The organism is Pseudomonas sp. NPDC090752 (genome assembly GCF_055584805.1).
In genome coordinates this window covers 343,315-357,865 of record NZ_JBVJLI010000002.1, presented here as the reverse complement: position 1 = coordinate 357,865, position 14,551 = coordinate 343,315, and the positions used below count along the sequence as shown (strand labels likewise).

At 58.6% G+C, this 14,551-nt stretch carries 14 protein-coding genes; 11 read left to right on the top strand and 3 right to left on the bottom strand.

Going from position 1 to position 14,551, the window contains the following annotated elements; translation table 11 throughout:
• Positions 1-3 precede the first annotated feature (3 nt).
• The 3 genes from recF to dnaA are packed head-to-tail and all read right to left on the bottom strand — an operon-like array spanning position 4 to position 3,804.
• Positions 4-1,107 carry a DNA replication/repair protein RecF gene (gene recF, locus ACZ6YA_RS04645; RefSeq protein WP_465895790.1) on the bottom strand — a complete coding sequence of 368 codons (1,104 nt, stop codon included), beginning with the start codon at positions 1,105-1,107 and terminating at the stop codon, positions 4-6.
• 14 nt (positions 1,108-1,121) lie between these two features.
• On the bottom strand, positions 1,122-2,225 hold the full coding sequence (gene dnaN / locus ACZ6YA_RS04640; protein ID WP_465895788.1) for a DNA polymerase III subunit beta: 1,104 nt from the start codon (positions 2,223-2,225) through the stop codon (positions 1,122-1,124).
• Between the two features lie 40 nt (positions 2,226-2,265).
• A complete protein-coding gene (dnaA, locus tag ACZ6YA_RS04635; RefSeq protein WP_465895787.1) occupies positions 2,266-3,804 on the bottom strand; it encodes a chromosomal replication initiator protein DnaA in 1,539 nt (512 codons plus the stop codon).
• 599 nt (positions 3,805-4,403) lie between these two features.
• Here dnaA and rpmH point away from each other — a divergent pair.
• The 11 genes from rpmH (at position 4,404) to atpB (ending at position 14,478) form a co-directional block, all read left to right on the top strand.
• Complete coding sequence (gene rpmH / locus ACZ6YA_RS04630; protein ID WP_003253163.1) at positions 4,404-4,538, top strand: 50S ribosomal protein L34; 135 nt, start codon at positions 4,404-4,406, stop codon at positions 4,536-4,538.
• Positions 4,539-4,551: 13 nt separating this feature from the next.
• Complete coding sequence (gene rnpA / locus ACZ6YA_RS04625; RefSeq protein WP_465895932.1) at positions 4,552-4,956, top strand: ribonuclease P protein component; 405 nt, start codon at positions 4,552-4,554, stop codon at positions 4,954-4,956.
• Positions 4,949-5,194, top strand: a complete 246-nt coding sequence (yidD, locus tag ACZ6YA_RS04620) for a membrane protein insertion efficiency factor YidD (RefSeq protein WP_400804301.1) — start codon at positions 4,949-4,951, stop codon at positions 5,192-5,194. Before rnpA ends, yidD begins: the two co-directional genes overlap by 8 nt.
• Before the next feature lie 2 nt (positions 5,195-5,196).
• Entirely contained in the window at positions 5,197-6,879 is a 1,683-nt protein-coding gene (yidC, locus tag ACZ6YA_RS04615) for a membrane protein insertase YidC (RefSeq protein WP_465895784.1), read from the top strand.
• 85 nt (positions 6,880-6,964) lie between these two features.
• Positions 6,965-8,335, top strand: a complete 1,371-nt coding sequence (gene mnmE, locus ACZ6YA_RS04610) for a tRNA uridine-5-carboxymethylaminomethyl(34) synthesis GTPase MnmE (RefSeq protein ID WP_465895783.1) — start codon at positions 6,965-6,967, stop codon at positions 8,333-8,335.
• Between the two features lie 468 nt (positions 8,336-8,803).
• Positions 8,804-10,696, top strand: a complete 1,893-nt coding sequence (gene mnmG, locus ACZ6YA_RS04605) for a tRNA uridine-5-carboxymethylaminomethyl(34) synthesis enzyme MnmG (protein ID WP_465895780.1) — start codon at positions 8,804-8,806, stop codon at positions 10,694-10,696.
• Entirely contained in the window at positions 10,693-11,343 is a 651-nt protein-coding gene (rsmG, locus tag ACZ6YA_RS04600; protein WP_465895779.1) for a 16S rRNA (guanine(527)-N(7))-methyltransferase RsmG, read from the top strand. The genes mnmG and rsmG overlap by 4 nt, the downstream gene beginning before the upstream one ends.
• A gap of 18 nt (positions 11,344-11,361) precedes the next feature.
• On the top strand, positions 11,362-12,153 hold the full coding sequence (locus ACZ6YA_RS04595; RefSeq protein ID WP_465895778.1) for a ParA family protein: 792 nt from the start codon (positions 11,362-11,364) through the stop codon (positions 12,151-12,153).
• Between the two features lie 9 nt (positions 12,154-12,162).
• A complete protein-coding gene (locus ACZ6YA_RS04590; protein WP_465895777.1) occupies positions 12,163-13,035 on the top strand; it encodes a ParB/RepB/Spo0J family partition protein in 873 nt (290 codons plus the stop codon).
• 149 nt (positions 13,036-13,184) lie between these two features.
• A complete protein-coding gene (locus ACZ6YA_RS04585; protein WP_400804314.1) occupies positions 13,185-13,592 on the top strand; it encodes a F0F1 ATP synthase subunit I in 408 nt (135 codons plus the stop codon).
• Positions 13,593-13,608: 16 nt separating this feature from the next.
• Positions 13,609-14,478 (top strand): F0F1 ATP synthase subunit A, encoded by an 870-nt coding sequence (gene atpB, locus ACZ6YA_RS04580; protein WP_465895776.1) that lies wholly within the window; start codon positions 13,609-13,611, stop codon positions 14,476-14,478.
• Positions 14,479-14,551: the final 73 nt, after the last annotated feature.

Here is a 14,551-nt window from a genome sequence, read left to right as displayed (position 1 = left end):
CCTTCACTCCCGATGGTCGTGGGTCTGGGTGATACAGCCCTGTTCCACGTGGAACAAAGCAACTGGCGTTTCCGTTTGCCAGCCTTCCCTCAGTAATTCTTGATCTACACAGGTGATGAACACCTGGCAGCGTAATTCTTCAAGCAAGCGGCACAATGCGCGGCGATGCTTATCATCCAGCTCGGACGGCAAGTCATCCACGAGATAAATACAGTGACCGCGGCGAGCCTGGTTAACGAGATGGCCTTGGGCAATGCGCAATGCACACACCACCAACTTTTGCTGACCACGCGACAGAATGTCGGCCGCGTTATTGGCAGCCAAACGAAGACGCAGATCAGCACGCTGCGGGCCGGCCTGGGTGTGGCCCATCTGCTGATCGCGAAGGAGAGAGGAGGCGAGTACTTCGTTGAGTTCCCGGTCCTTGTCCCAGCCTCGATAGTAGCTAAGGGTCAACCCGTCCAGCTCGACCAGTTCGCTCAGGGTTTGCTCGAAGACGGGCTTCAAGGCCTTGATATAGTTGCGACGGTATTCATCTATTTCCGCGCTGGCCAGGCACAATTCCCGGTCCCAGGCGGCTTGCGAAGCTGGGTCAAGTGTACCATGCCGCAACCATGAGTTCCGCTGTCGCAATGCCTTCTGCAGCCGTTGCCAGGCTGGCATGAAGCGAGGTTCCACGTGGAACACTCCCCAATCGAGGAACTGCCGCCGAATTTTTGGGGCACCTTCCAGCAAGCGGAAACTGTCGGGGTTGATCAGTTGCAGGGGTAGCAGTTCTGCCAACTGCGCGGCACTCTTGGCGTTCTGCCCGTCGATGCGAATGGTGAAATCGCCGGCCCGCTCACGGGAAACACCCAGGTTGCTGGTGCCGCCTTCAGCCAGCTGTACTTCGCCAAACACCGTGCATGCCGCTTGATCGTATTGAATGACCGGGTTCAACCGGGTACTGCGAAACGACCTGGCCAGGCCAAGCAGGTGCACGGCCTCCAGCACGCTGGTCTTGCCGCTGCCGTTGGCGCCATAGAGGATGTTAATGCGGGGGGAGGGTGAGAGAGTCACCGGGTGCAGATTTCGCACCGCGGTGACCATGATCCGTCGAAGGGACATTTCGCCTGCTACGGTTACAGGCGCATCGGCATGACAACGTAGGACGAGTCGTCATTACCGGCTTCCTGCAGCAGCGCACTGCTGTTGGAGTCGGACAGAATCAGACGCACCTGCTCTGTAGTCATCACGCCCAAGACATCCAGCAGGTAACTGACGTTGAAGCCAATCTCCAACGAGCTGCCGTCATATTCCACGCTGATCTCTTCTTCAGCTTCTTCCTGCTCTGGGTTGTTCGCCTGAATCTTCAGCTGACCGGCCGCCAGTTGCAGGCGGATACCGCGATACTTCTCGTTGGACAGAATCGCGGTACGGCTGAACGCTTCACGCAGTGCCTGACGATCACCGATCACCAGCTTGTCGCCACCCTTGGGCAGTACACGCTCGTAGTCGGGGAATTTGCCGTCGACCAATTTCGAGGTGAACGTGAACTCGCCAGTTGTCGCACGAATGTGATGCTGGCCCAGAACGATGCTGACCATTCCTTCCGGATCGGTCAGCAGGCGCGCCAATTCGAGGATACCCTTACGCGGCACGATGACCTGGTGACGTTCATCCTGTTCGATGGCTGCACTCATCGAGCACAGGGCCAGGCGGTGCCCGTCGGTGGAAACTGCTCGCAGCGTATTGCGCGACACTTCCAGCAGCATGCCGTTGAGGTAGTAACGCACGTCCTGCTGGGCCATGGCGAAGCTGGTACGCTCGATCAAGCGACGCAGTTTGCTCTGCTCCAGGTTGCAGGTCAGCGAACCCGGGCCTTCTTCCACAGTAGGGAAATCGTTGGCAGGAAGGGTCGACAGGGTAAAACGGCTACGGCCGGCTTTGACCAACAGCTTCTGCTCATCGACCTTGATATCGATCAGGACGTCGTTCGGCAGGCTCTTGCAGATGTCCATCAGCTTGCGCGCAGGAACAGTAATCTCGCCCGGCTCAGCTGGCTCTTCCAACTGCACGCGGCCTACCAGTTCGACTTCCAGGTCGGTACCGGTCAACGACAGCTGCTGGCCTTGCACGACCAGCAGTACGTTGGACAGGACCGGCAAGGTCTGACGGCGCTCGACGACACCGGCGACCAGTTGCAGGGGTTTCAACAGGGCTTCGCGTTGAATGGTGAAATGCATGGTCTAGTCCCTTGCCTTCAATTAACTGCGCTGGCGGCCATCAGGTGGTCAGTGTCCGCAGCAGGTTCTTGTAGTCCTCGCGGATGTCCGCGTCGGATTCCTTCAATTCGTTGATCTTACGGCAGGCGTGCAGCACGGTGGTGTGGTCACGGCCACCAAACATGTCGCCGATCTCTGGCAGACTGTGGTTGGTCAGCTCTTTAGACAACGCCATGGCTACCTGACGTGGGCGTGCAACAGAGCGCGAACGACGCTTGGACAACAGATCCGAGATCTTGATCTTGTAGTACTCAGCGACCGTGCGCTGAATGTTATCCACACTCACCAGCTTGTCTTGCAGCGCCAGCAGGTCTTTAAGCGATTCGCGAATCAGCTCGATGGTGATGTCGCGGCCCATGAAGTGCGAGTGGGCGATAACCCGCTTCAATGCACCTTCGAGCTCACGCACGTTGGAGCGAATCCGCTGGGCGATGAAGAACGCTGCATCGTGTGGCAGTTCGACCTTGGCCTGGTCGGCCTTCTTCATCAGGATCGCCACGCGGGTTTCCAGTTCCGGCGGCTCCACGGCCACCGTCAAACCCCAGCCGAAACGCGACTTCAAGCGCTCTTCCAGGCCTTCGATTTCTTTCGGGTAGCGGTCGCTGGTGAGAATTACCTGCTGACCACCTTCAAGCAGGGCGTTGAAGGTGTGGAAAAACTCTTCCTGCGAGCGCTCCTTGCGGGCGAAGAACTGGATGTCATCGATCAGCAACGCATCGACCGAACGGTAGAAGCGCTTGAATTCGTTGATGGCGTTGAGCTGCAGCGCCTTGACCATGTCGGCGACGAAGCGCTCGGAATGCAAGTACACGACCTTGGCATTCGGATTTTTCTTCAGCAGGTGGTTACCCACAGCATGCATCAAGTGCGTCTTGCCCAAGCCCACGCCGCCATAAAGGAACAGTGGGTTGTAGCCATGCTTGGGATTGTCGGCCACCTGCCAGGCAGCGGCCCGGGCCAATTGGTTCGACTTGCCTTCAACGAAGGTTTCAAAGGTGAAGGTGCGGTTCAGGTAGCTGGTGTGCTTGAGCGCCCCCTCAACCTGAACGTTGCGCTGTTCAGTACGACCTGGAGCCACAACAGGTGCCGGCGCGCTATCCGCCAGCGAATCGTAGCCGTCATGCGGGGAGGTTTGCGCCGAATCGTTGACCTGAACCACCTCGGCAACCGGAGACGAGACTGAATCTGCGACAGCCGAAACCTGCACAGCGGCTGGCTGCGCGTGATTCTGGGCTAGGGACGCGGCCATTGCTGCGCTGACCGGTGCATTCGGTGCAGCCCGTGGTGCAGAGCTGCGACGGCTGCCTATTAATAAGGAAAGGGCAGGCGCAATGCCGGTGCCGTGCTCACCCAACAGTTCGAGCAGACGGCCAAGGTACTTTTCATTCACCCAATCGAGAACGAATCGGTTAGGCGCATACACGCGCAACTCGTCGCCTTCGGCTTCGACCTGTAGCGGACGGATCCAGGTGTTGAATTGCTGGGCAGGCAGTTCATCGCGCAGAAGCTCCACGCACTGCTGCCAAAGTTCCACTGACACGGATATCCCCTGAGTTTGAAAGCCGGATGAGGCAAAAACAAACCGCCATTGTACCGGTCGAGCGATCAGTTATCCACATGTGGAAACATTTCGACCCGTGACAAAACAGCCATTTAGCGGCCAAAAAGCCTCTTGGTTGGTGTGAATAAGCTCTGTGGATAACCACACATAAGGGCTATGCACAACCCTGGGCCGAGCCTTGTTGATAACTCGCCTGTGGATAATCAGCCTTTTAATCCACAGGCTATATTCACGAACGACACAAGCGCAGCACCGGTTGTGGACAAGGTTTCAAACCTCTGTACACGGCGAAAATAGAGGGCTACACGATGTTATCCACAGACAGTTATCCACTTAAGAGTTATAAGTTCTTCAGAAAAGCTTTTTATATGTCTCTTCTTTTTTTTTCATTTTGTCGTCCTTATGCCTGCACGATCAAGCACCGCCCATTCGATCGCCAGAGCATCTCGCCCAGGGAAACCATCCATAAGGAAAGACTGGTTGGAAATTGACCTATCGGCTTGCTTTCTCTAGAATCGCCGATCTCTTAAAAAGGGGGCCATTCCGGCCCGTTGTCGACAAACCCAGGTAACAACGCCATGAAACGTACTTTCCAACCAAGCACCATCAAGCGCGCTCGCACCCACGGCTTCCGTGCCCGTATGGCTACCAAGAACGGCCGTGCTGTTCTGTCGCGTCGTCGTGCCAAAGGCCGTAAGCGTCTGGCCATTTGATTTTTCGGCACAGGTGGTGAGTCAGGACTTCAGTCGGGAAAAGCGACTGCTTACACCCCGGCACTTCAAAGCGGTCTTCGACTCCCCAACCGGCAAGGTTCCAGGGAAAAACCTGCTGATCCTTGCTCGCGAGAACGGACTCGATCACCCACGCCTTGGCTTGGTGATCGGCAAGAAGAGCGTCAAGCTCGCCGTTCAACGCAATCGCCTCAAGCGCTTGATGCGCGATTCCTTCCGTCTGCACCAGCACCTGCTCGCTGGCCTGGACATAGTGATCGTCGCGCGCAAGGGATTGGGTGAGATAGAAAACCCGGAATTGCACCAACATTTTGGCAAGCTCTGGAAACGCCTGGCGCGCAGCCGGCCTACTCCAGTGGCAGATGCCAATTCCGCAGGGGTAGACAGTCAAAATGCGTAAACTGGCCCTCGTTCCGATCCAGTTTTACCGTTACGCCATCAGTCCCCTGATGGCCAACCACTGTCGTTTCTACCCCAGTTGCTCCTGTTATGCGTTGGAAGCCATCGAAACACATGGCCTCTTGCGTGGCGGGTGGCTAACCGTTCGTCGCCTGGGGCGTTGTCATCCGTGGAACGACGGCGGTTTCGATCCCGTTCCCCCCACGCCTTCCTCCCGAACTTCTTCGATAGCCGAGTAATCATGGATATTAAACGCACGATCCTGATCGCCGCGCTGGCAATCGTGTCCTACGTCATGGTCCTGAAGTGGAACGATGACTACGGCCAGGCTGCCCTGCCGACTCAGAATACTGCTGCCAGCACCGTTGCTCCGGGCCTGCCCGATGGCGTACCCGCTGCCAACAACGGCGCCAGCGCCGATGTACCGAGCGCCAACGGCGAGTCCAACGCTGCCGAACTGGCACCCGTTGCACTCAGCAAGGATCTGATCCGGGTCAAGACCGATGTCCTGGAACTGGCTATCGATCCAGTCGGTGGTGACATCGTCCAGCTGAATCTGCCGAAGTACCCACGACGTCAGGATCATCCGGACATTCCGTTCCAGCTGTTCGACAACGGTGGCGAGCGTGTTTACCTGGCCCAGAGCGGCCTGACCGGCGCCAACGGCCCGGATGCACGTTCCACCGGTCGTCCTCTGTACGCCGCGGAGCAGAAGTCCTTCCAGCTGGCCGATGGCCAGGAACAACTGGTCGTCGACCTGAAGTTCAGCGACAACGGCGTCAACTACATCAAGCGCTTCAGCTTCAAGCGCGGTGAGTACGACCTGAACGTCAGCTACCTGATCGACAACCAGAGCGCTCAAGCCTGGAGCGGCAACATGTTTGCCCAGCTCAAGCGTGACGCCAGCGGCGATCCGTCTTCGAGCACGGCGACCGGCACTGCCACCTACCTGGGCGCAGCCCTGTGGACAGCCGGTGAGCCGTATAAGAAGGTGTCGATGAAGGACATCGACAAGGGTAGTTTGAAAGAAAATGTGTCTGGCGGCTGGGTTGCCTGGCTGCAGCACTACTTCGTGACGGCCTGGATCCCTGCAAAATCGGACAACAACGTTGTCCAGACCCGCAAGGATAGCCAAGGCAATTACATCATCGGTTACACCGGCCCAACCCTCAGCGTGCCTGCGGGCGGCAAGGTCGAAACCAGTGCCATGTTGTATGCCGGTCCGAAAATTCAGTCCAAGCTCAAAGAGTTGTCCCCAGGCCTGGAACTGACCGTCGACTACGGCTTCCTGTGGTTCATTGCCCAGCCGATCTTCTGGCTGCTGCAACATATCCACAGTCTGCTGGGTAACTGGGGCTGGTCGATCATCGTCCTGACCATGCTCATCAAGGGCTTGTTCTTCCCGCTGTCGGCCGCCAGCTACCGCTCGATGGCGCGTATGCGTGCCGTTGCGCCGAAGCTCGCCGCACTGAAGGAACGCTTCGGTGACGATCGCCAGAAGATGTCCCAGGCGATGATGGAGCTGTACAAGAAAGAGAAGATCAACCCACTGGGCGGCTGCCTGCCGATCCTGGTGCAGATGCCGGTGTTCCTGGCCCTGTACTGGGTACTGCTGGAAAGCGTGGAAATGCGCCAGGCCCCATGGATGCTGTGGATCACCGACCTGTCGATCAAGGATCCGTTCTTCATCCTGCCGATCATCATGGGCGCCACCATGTTCATTCAGCAGCGCTTGAACCCGACGCCGCCGGATCCGATGCAGGCCAAGGTGATGAAAATGATGCCGATCATCTTCACCTTCTTCTTCCTGTGGTTCCCGGCTGGCCTGGTGCTGTACTGGGTTGTGAACAACTGCCTGTCGATTTCGCAGCAGTGGTACATCACCCGCCGTATCGAAGCAGCGACGAAAAAAGCTGCTGCTTGACGGGCTACTGCGCTAGCCTGTGAATAAAAACGCCCCCTCGGGGGCGTTTTTGCTATCTGTCGTTTTGTCGTAGAGGCTTTCGAGCATGAACACTGTGCGTGAAACCATTGCCGCCATCGCTACCGCCCAAGGTCGCGGGGGCGTCGGCATCATCAGGCTGTCCGGGCCACTGGCAGCCGAGGCTGGCCAGCTTATTACCGGCCGCACGCTGACCCCGCGCCATGCCCACTACGGCCCGTTCCGCGACCAGGAAGGGCTGGTGCTGGATGAAGGCATCGCGCTGTTCTTCCCTGGGCCGAACTCGTTCACTGGCGAAGATGTGCTCGAGTTGCAGGGGCATGGTGGCCCGGTAGTTCTGGACATGCTGCTGCAGCGCTGCGTGCAGGTCGGCTGTCGCTTGGCCCGCCCAGGGGAGTTCAGCGAGCGGGCATTCCTCAACGACAAGCTCGACCTGGCCCAGGCCGAAGCCATCGCCGACCTGATCGAGGCCAGTTCCAGCCAGGCCGCACGTAATGCCTTGCGCTCGCTGCAGGGCGAATTTTCAAAACGTGTACACAGCCTGACCGAAGCGCTGATCGCGTTGCGTATCTACGTCGAGGCAGCCATCGACTTCCCGGAGGAGGAAATCGACTTCCTCGCCGATGGCCATGTGCTGTCGATGCTCGATACGGTTCGCGCCGAGTTATCCACCGTGCAGCGCGAAGCTGGGCAGGGCGCACTGTTGCGCGACGGTATGACAGTGGTAATCGCCGGGAGGCCGAATGCGGGCAAATCGAGCCTGCTCAATACCCTGGCCGGGCGTGAAGCGGCCATTGTCACCGACATCGCCGGCACCACCCGGGATATTCTGCGTGAACATATTCACATTGATGGCATGCCGCTGCATGTGGTCGATACCGCCGGTTTGCGCGATACCGATGATCATGTGGAAAAGATCGGTGTGGAACGTGCGCTCAAAGCTATCGGCGAGGCCGACCGAGTATTGCTGGTAGTCGACTCCACGGCGCCGGAGGCAAGCGACCCATTCGCACTCTGGCCCGAGTTTCTCGACCAACGGCCGGACCCGGCGAAGGTTACGCTGATTCGCAACAAGGCCGATCTCAGTGGCGAGCAGGTTGCGCTGGAACAATGCGATGACGGTCATGTGACGATCACCCTGAGTGCCAAGGGCGATGACCAGGGCTTGCAGCTGTTGCGGGATCACCTCAAAGCCTGCATGGGCTATGAACAGACTGCTGAGAGCGGTTTCAGCGCCCGTAGGCGGCATCTGGACGCCCTGCGCCAGGCCAGTACTCATCTGGAGCACGGTCGCGCACAATTGACTTTGGCAGGTGCCGGCGAGCTGTTGGCCGAAGACCTGCGCCAAGCGCAGCAGGCATTGGCTGAGATCACCGGGGCCTTCAGCTCTGATGACCTGCTGGGACGGATCTTCTCCAGTTTCTGTATCGGCAAATAGTTTTAAGTAAACCATCCACAGCCGCTCCCATTGGGGGCGGCTTTTTTTTGCCTGAAATTTGAGTGACCGGCGTAAATCTGTACTCAGGAGCCCTGTGGAAAACTCGCCATAGGCTCCGTTGATAACCCTGCTTTTTTTCTGAGGACAAACCGGCCTGTGGGTAAATCTGCATTTCATCCACAGGCTAAATGGCGTTATCCAGAGCCCTCATGGTACTCCAGACACAGGGTTTAATTTTTCTCTACACAGCGTAAATAGAGGGATACAGCACCTTATCCACAGAAACAGGTGTGCATAAGAATAAACATAAAAACAAAGCTTTTTAAATTTCTACTCTCTGATTTCTATTGCCAGCCACTCATCCACAGCCTGGTCAAAATTTGCGCAAAAGGTTTCTTTAGAGGGGGTGAAGTCCCTATACTTGTCGGCTTACCTTCTCTATTCGCAAAAACAGGCACGAGGTGCGTGGTGGATTTCCCTTCCCGTTTTGAAGTGATCGTCATCGGCGGCGGCCATGCCGGTACCGAGGCTGCGCTTGCGTCTGCTCGCATGGGTGTGAAAACCCTGCTGCTGACCCACAACGTGGAAACCCTCGGTCACATGAGTTGCAACCCCGCGATCGGTGGCATCGGCAAAAGCCATCTGGTCAAAGAGATCGATGCGCTCGGCGGTGCGATGGCACTGGCCACCGACAAGAGCGGCATTCAGTTCCGCGTACTGAACAATCGCAAGGGCCCAGCCGTACGTGCCACCCGTGCGCAGGCTGACCGCGCCATCTACAAGGCGGTGGTGCGCGAGATCCTGGAAAACCAGCCCAACCTGTGGATATTCCAGCAGTCCTGTGATGACCTCATCGTCGAGCAGGACCAGGTCAAGGGCGTGGTTACACAAATGGGTCTGCGCTTCTTCGCCGATTCCGTGGTGCTGACCACCGGTACGTTCCTCGGTGGCCTTATCCACATAGGTCTGCAGAATCATTCCGGCGGTCGTGCTGGTGATCCGCCGTCGATTGCCCTGGCCCACCGCATGCGTGAACTGCCGCTGCGCGTCGGCCGCTTGAAAACCGGTACTCCGCCCCGTATCGACGGGCGCTCGGTGGACTTTTCGGTGATGACCGAACAACCGGGCGATACACCGATCCCGGTCATGTCGTTCATGGGCAATGCCGCGATGCACCCGCGCCAGGTCAGCTGCTGGATCACCCACACCAACGCGCGCACTCACGACATCATCGCTTCGAACCTCGACCGTTCGCCGATGTACTCGGGCGTCATTGAAGGTGTCGGCCCGCGCTACTGCCCGTCGATCGAAGACAAGATCCATCGCTTCGCCGACAAGCAAAGCCACCAGGTGTTCATCGAGCCGGAAGGCTTGACCACCCACGAGCTCTACCCCAACGGCATTTCCACTTCGCTGCCGTTTGACGTGCAACTGGAACTGGTGCGCTCGATCCGCGGCATGGAAAACGCCCACATCGTGCGCCCGGGCTATGCCATCGAGTACGACTACTTCGACCCGCGTGACCTCAAGTACAGCCTCGAAACCAAAGTCATCGACGGCCTGTTCTTCGCCGGCCAGATCAATGGCACTACCGGCTACGAAGAAGCCGGTGCGCAAGGCCTGCTGGCCGGGACCAACGCCGCGCTGCGCGCGCAGGGTCGCGAAAGCTGGTGCCCACGCCGTGACGAGGCGTACATCGGGGTACTGGTCGACGACCTGATTACCCTGGGAACCCAAGAGCCGTACCGCATGTTCACTTCGCGCGCCGAATACCGGCTGATCCTGCGCGAAGACAACGCCGACCTGCGCCTGACCGAGAAAGGCCGAGAGCTTGGCCTGATCGACGATCAACGTTGGGCAGCGTTCTGCGCCAAGCGCGACGGCATCGAACGTGAGGAACAACGGCTGAAGTCGACCTGGGTACGCCCGAACACCCCGCAAGGCCAGGCCATTGTGGATAAGTTCGGTACGCCACTGAGCCACGAATACAGCCTGCTCAACCTGCTGGCACGCCCGGAGATTGACTACGCGGGGCTGATCGAGGCGACAGGCGGTGATGAAATCGATCCACAGGTCGCCGAACAGGTCGAAATCAAGACCAAGTACGCCGGATACATCGACCGTCAGCAGGATGAGATCGCTCGCCTGCGTGCCAGCGAAGACACTCGCCTGCCTGTGGATATCGACTACACGACGATTTCCGGCCTCTCCAAGGAGATCCAAGGCAAGCTCGGCCAGACCCGCCCGGAAACCCTGGGCCAGGCTTCGCGCATCCCTGGCGTTACGCCGGCGGCGATTTCCCTGTTGCTGATTCATCTGAAAAAACGCGGCGCTGGCCGCGAATTGGAGCAAAGCGCTTGAGTTCCCTGGTCACCCCGCAACACGCAGAAGAGTTGTCCACAGGTGCGCGTCAGCTCGGAGTCGAGCTGACTGCCGAGCAGCAGGAACGGCTGCTGGGTTACCTGGCCCTGTTGATCAAATGGAACAAAGCCTACAACCTGACCGCCGTGCGCGATCCGGACGAGATGGTTTCACGCCATCTGCTCGATAGCCTCAGCATCATGGAATTTATCCACAGCGCGCGTGACAGCTGGCTGGATGTCGGCAGCGGCGGTGGCATGCCGGGTATTCCCTTGGCTATTCTGCATCCGCACAAGCAGGTGACGGTGCTGGACGCCAATGGCAAGAAGACCCGCTTCCTGACCCAGGTGAAAATGGAGCTGCAGCTGGACAACCTCACGGTTATCCACAGCCGGGTCGAGGCCTTCCAGCCACCGAAGCCATTCAGCGGCATCATCTCCCGTGCCTTCAGCAGCATGGAGAACTTCACCAACTGGACCCGCCACTTGGGCGACACCGGGACGCAATGGCTTGCAATGAAGGGGCTGCATCCTGCCGATGAACTGGTAGCATTGCCCGCAGACTTCACAGTGGAAAGCGAGCAGGCCCTGACCGTTCCGGGTTGCCAGGGCCAGCGCCATCTGCTGATACTGCGCCGCAAGGCATGACTGGGAACACACGCAACAATGGCTAAGGTATTCGCAATCGCGAACCAGAAAGGTGGCGTGGGTAAAACCACCACCTGTATCAATCTCGCCGCATCGCTGGCTGCGACCAAGCGTCGTGTGCTGCTGATCGACCTCGATCCGCAGGGCAACGCCACCATGGGCAGCGGTGTCGACAAACATGAACTCGAGCACTCGGTCTACGACCTGCTGATCGGGGAATGCGACCTTGCCCAGGCCATGCACTACTCCGAGCACGGTGGCTTCCAGCTGTTGCCGGCCAACCGCGACCTGACTGCCGCGGAAGTGGTGCTGCTGGAAATGCAGGTCAAGGAGAGCCGCCTGCGTAATGCCCTGGCGCCGATCCGCGAGAACTACGACTTCATCCTCATCGACTGCCCACCGTCGCTGTCGATGCTGACGCTCAACGCCCTGGTTGCCTCCGATGGCGTGATTATCCCGATGCAGTGCGAGTATTACGCACTGGAAGGTCTCAGCGACCTTGTGGATAACATCAAGCGGATTGCCGCTCGTCTGAATCCCGAGTTGAAGATCGAAGGCCTGCTGCGGACCATGTACGACCCGCGCCTGAGCCTGAACAACGATGTTTCGGCGCAGCTCAAGGAGCATTTCGGCGAGCAGCTGTACGACACGGTCATTCCGCGCAACATTCGTCTGGCCGAGGCACCGAGCTTCGGCATGCCGGCCCTGGCGTACGACAAGCAATCGCGCGGCGCACTTGCCTACCTGGCCCTGGCCGGGGAACTGGTCCGCCGTCAGCGTCGTCCATCACGCACTGCACAAACAACTTAAGGAATCCGTATGGCCGTCAAGAAACGAGGTCTCGGACGTGGGTTGGATGCACTGCTCAGTGGTCCTTCCGTCAGCGCGCTCGAAGAGCAGGCTGTGAAGATCGACCAGAAAGAACTGCAACACCTTCCGGTCGAGCTGATCCAGCGTGGTAAATACCAACCGCGCCGCGACATGGATCCAGAAGCCCTGGAAGAACTCGCGCACTCGATCCGCACCCACGGCGTGATGCAACCGATCGTGGTCCGCCCGATCGATGGCAACCGCTACGAGATCATTGCCGGTGAGCGCCGTTGGCGCGCCACTCAGCAGGCTGGCCTGGACACCGTGCCGGCAATGGTCCGCGAAGTCCCGGACGAAGCCGCCATCGCCATGGCGCTGATCGAGAACATCCAGCGTGAAGACCTCAATCCGCTGGAAGAGGCCCTGGCGCTGCAGCGCTTGCAGCAGGAGTTCGAGCTTACTCAGCAACAGGTCGCCGACGCAGTGGGCAAGTCGCGGGTGACCGTGGCCAACCTGCTGCGCCTGATCTCGCTGCCTGAAGCGATCAAGACCATGCTCGCCCACGGCGATCTGGAAATGGGCCATGCCCGTGCGTTGCTCGGTTTGGAAGAAGATCGACAGGAAGAGGGGGCGCGTCATGTTGTCGCACGCGGCCTCACTGTGCGCCAAACCGAGGCACTGGTGCGCCAGTGGCTCAGTGGCAAACCTGAGCCGGTCGAAGCGAGCAAACCTGATCCGGATATCGAACGCCTTGAACAGCGGCTCGCAGAGCGCCTGGGCTCCCCGGTGCAGATACGTCACGGCAACAAGGGAAAAGGCCAGTTGGTTATTCGTTACAACTCGCTTGACGAGTTGCAAGGCGTGCTTGCTCACATCCGCTGAAACAATTCCCGTTGTAGCGCGCAGTCGGAAATCACTACCGAAGAGTTGAATAGGGGTTAATCCACCCCTATACTCTGCGCGCATTTTGTCGGCACAAATTATGCCAAGTCGATACTGACTTGTTGGTCGACTTCCGAGGAGCAGTTTTGATGGAAATCCGCACGCCAAACCGCCTGCCTTTCCATCGCTGGGCAGTTTTTCCGGTACTGTTGGCTCAATTTGTCGTACTGCTGCTGGCAACCCTGGTGTTGTGGCAGTGGAAAGGTGCGGTCAGTGGATATTCAGGTCTCTGCGGAGGTTTGATTGCCTGGCTGCCCAATATGTATTTCGCCTGGAAGGCTTTTCGCTTCAGCGGAGCCCGGGCGGCACAAGCCATCGTCAAGTCGTTCTACGCAGGCGAGGCTGGCAAGATGATTTTGACGGCAGTGCTGTTTGCACTGACCTTTGCAGGAGTGAAGCCATTGGCGCCGTTGGCAGTATTCGGCGTCTTCGTGCTGACCCTTATGGTCAGCTGGTTTGCGCCCCTGCTGATGAATAAAAGACATTCGAGACCTTAGGGCGTTTGAGGCAACCATGGCAGAAGAAACCGCTTCGGGTTATATCCAGCACCACTTGCAGAACCTGACCTATGGTCAATTACCAGACGGCAGCTGGGGCTTTGCCCATTCGGCTGCAGAAGCCAAGGCAATGGGCTTCTGGGCGTTCCACGTGGACACCCTGGGTTGGTCCGTCGCGCTGGGTCTGATCTTCCTGTTCATCTTCCGCATGGCGGCGAAGAAGGCGACTTCCGGCCAGCCTGGCGGCCTGCAGAACTTCGTCGAAGTGATGGTCGATTTCGTCCACGGCAGCGTGAAGGACTCCTTCCACGGCCGCAGCCCGGTGATCGCTCCGCTGGCGCTCACCATCTTCGTCTGGGTCTTCCTGATGAACGCCGTCGACCTGGTACCGGTCGACTGGATTCCTCAGCTGGCCATCCTGATCTCCGGTGACCCGCACATTCCGTTCCGCGCTGTGTCGACCACCGACCCGAACGCGACCCTGGCCATGGCCTTCAGCGTGTTCGCCCTGATCATCTTCTACAGCATCAAGGTCAAGGGCCTGGGCGGCTTCATCGGTGAGCTGACCCTGCACCCGTTCGGCAGCAAGAACATCTTCGTGCAGATCCTGCTGATCCCGGTGAACTTCCTGCTGGAATTCGTCACCCTGATCGCCAAGCCGATCTCGCTGGCACTGCGTCTGTTCGGCAACATGTATGCCGGCGAGCTGGTGTTCATCCTGATCGCTGTAATGTTCGGCTCCGGCCTGCTGTGGCTCAGCGGCCTGGGTGTGGTGCTGCAATGGGCGTGGGCTGTGTTCCACATCCTGATCATCACCCTGCAAGCTTTCATCTTCATGATGCTGACCATCGTCTACCTGTCGATGGCTCACGAAGATAACCATTAAGACCGCCTGGCGTGTCTGATAGCCTTCCCCGCTCGTTTGGGGGAGGGCTTAAAAAGTCCGCAAGGGCAGCTGT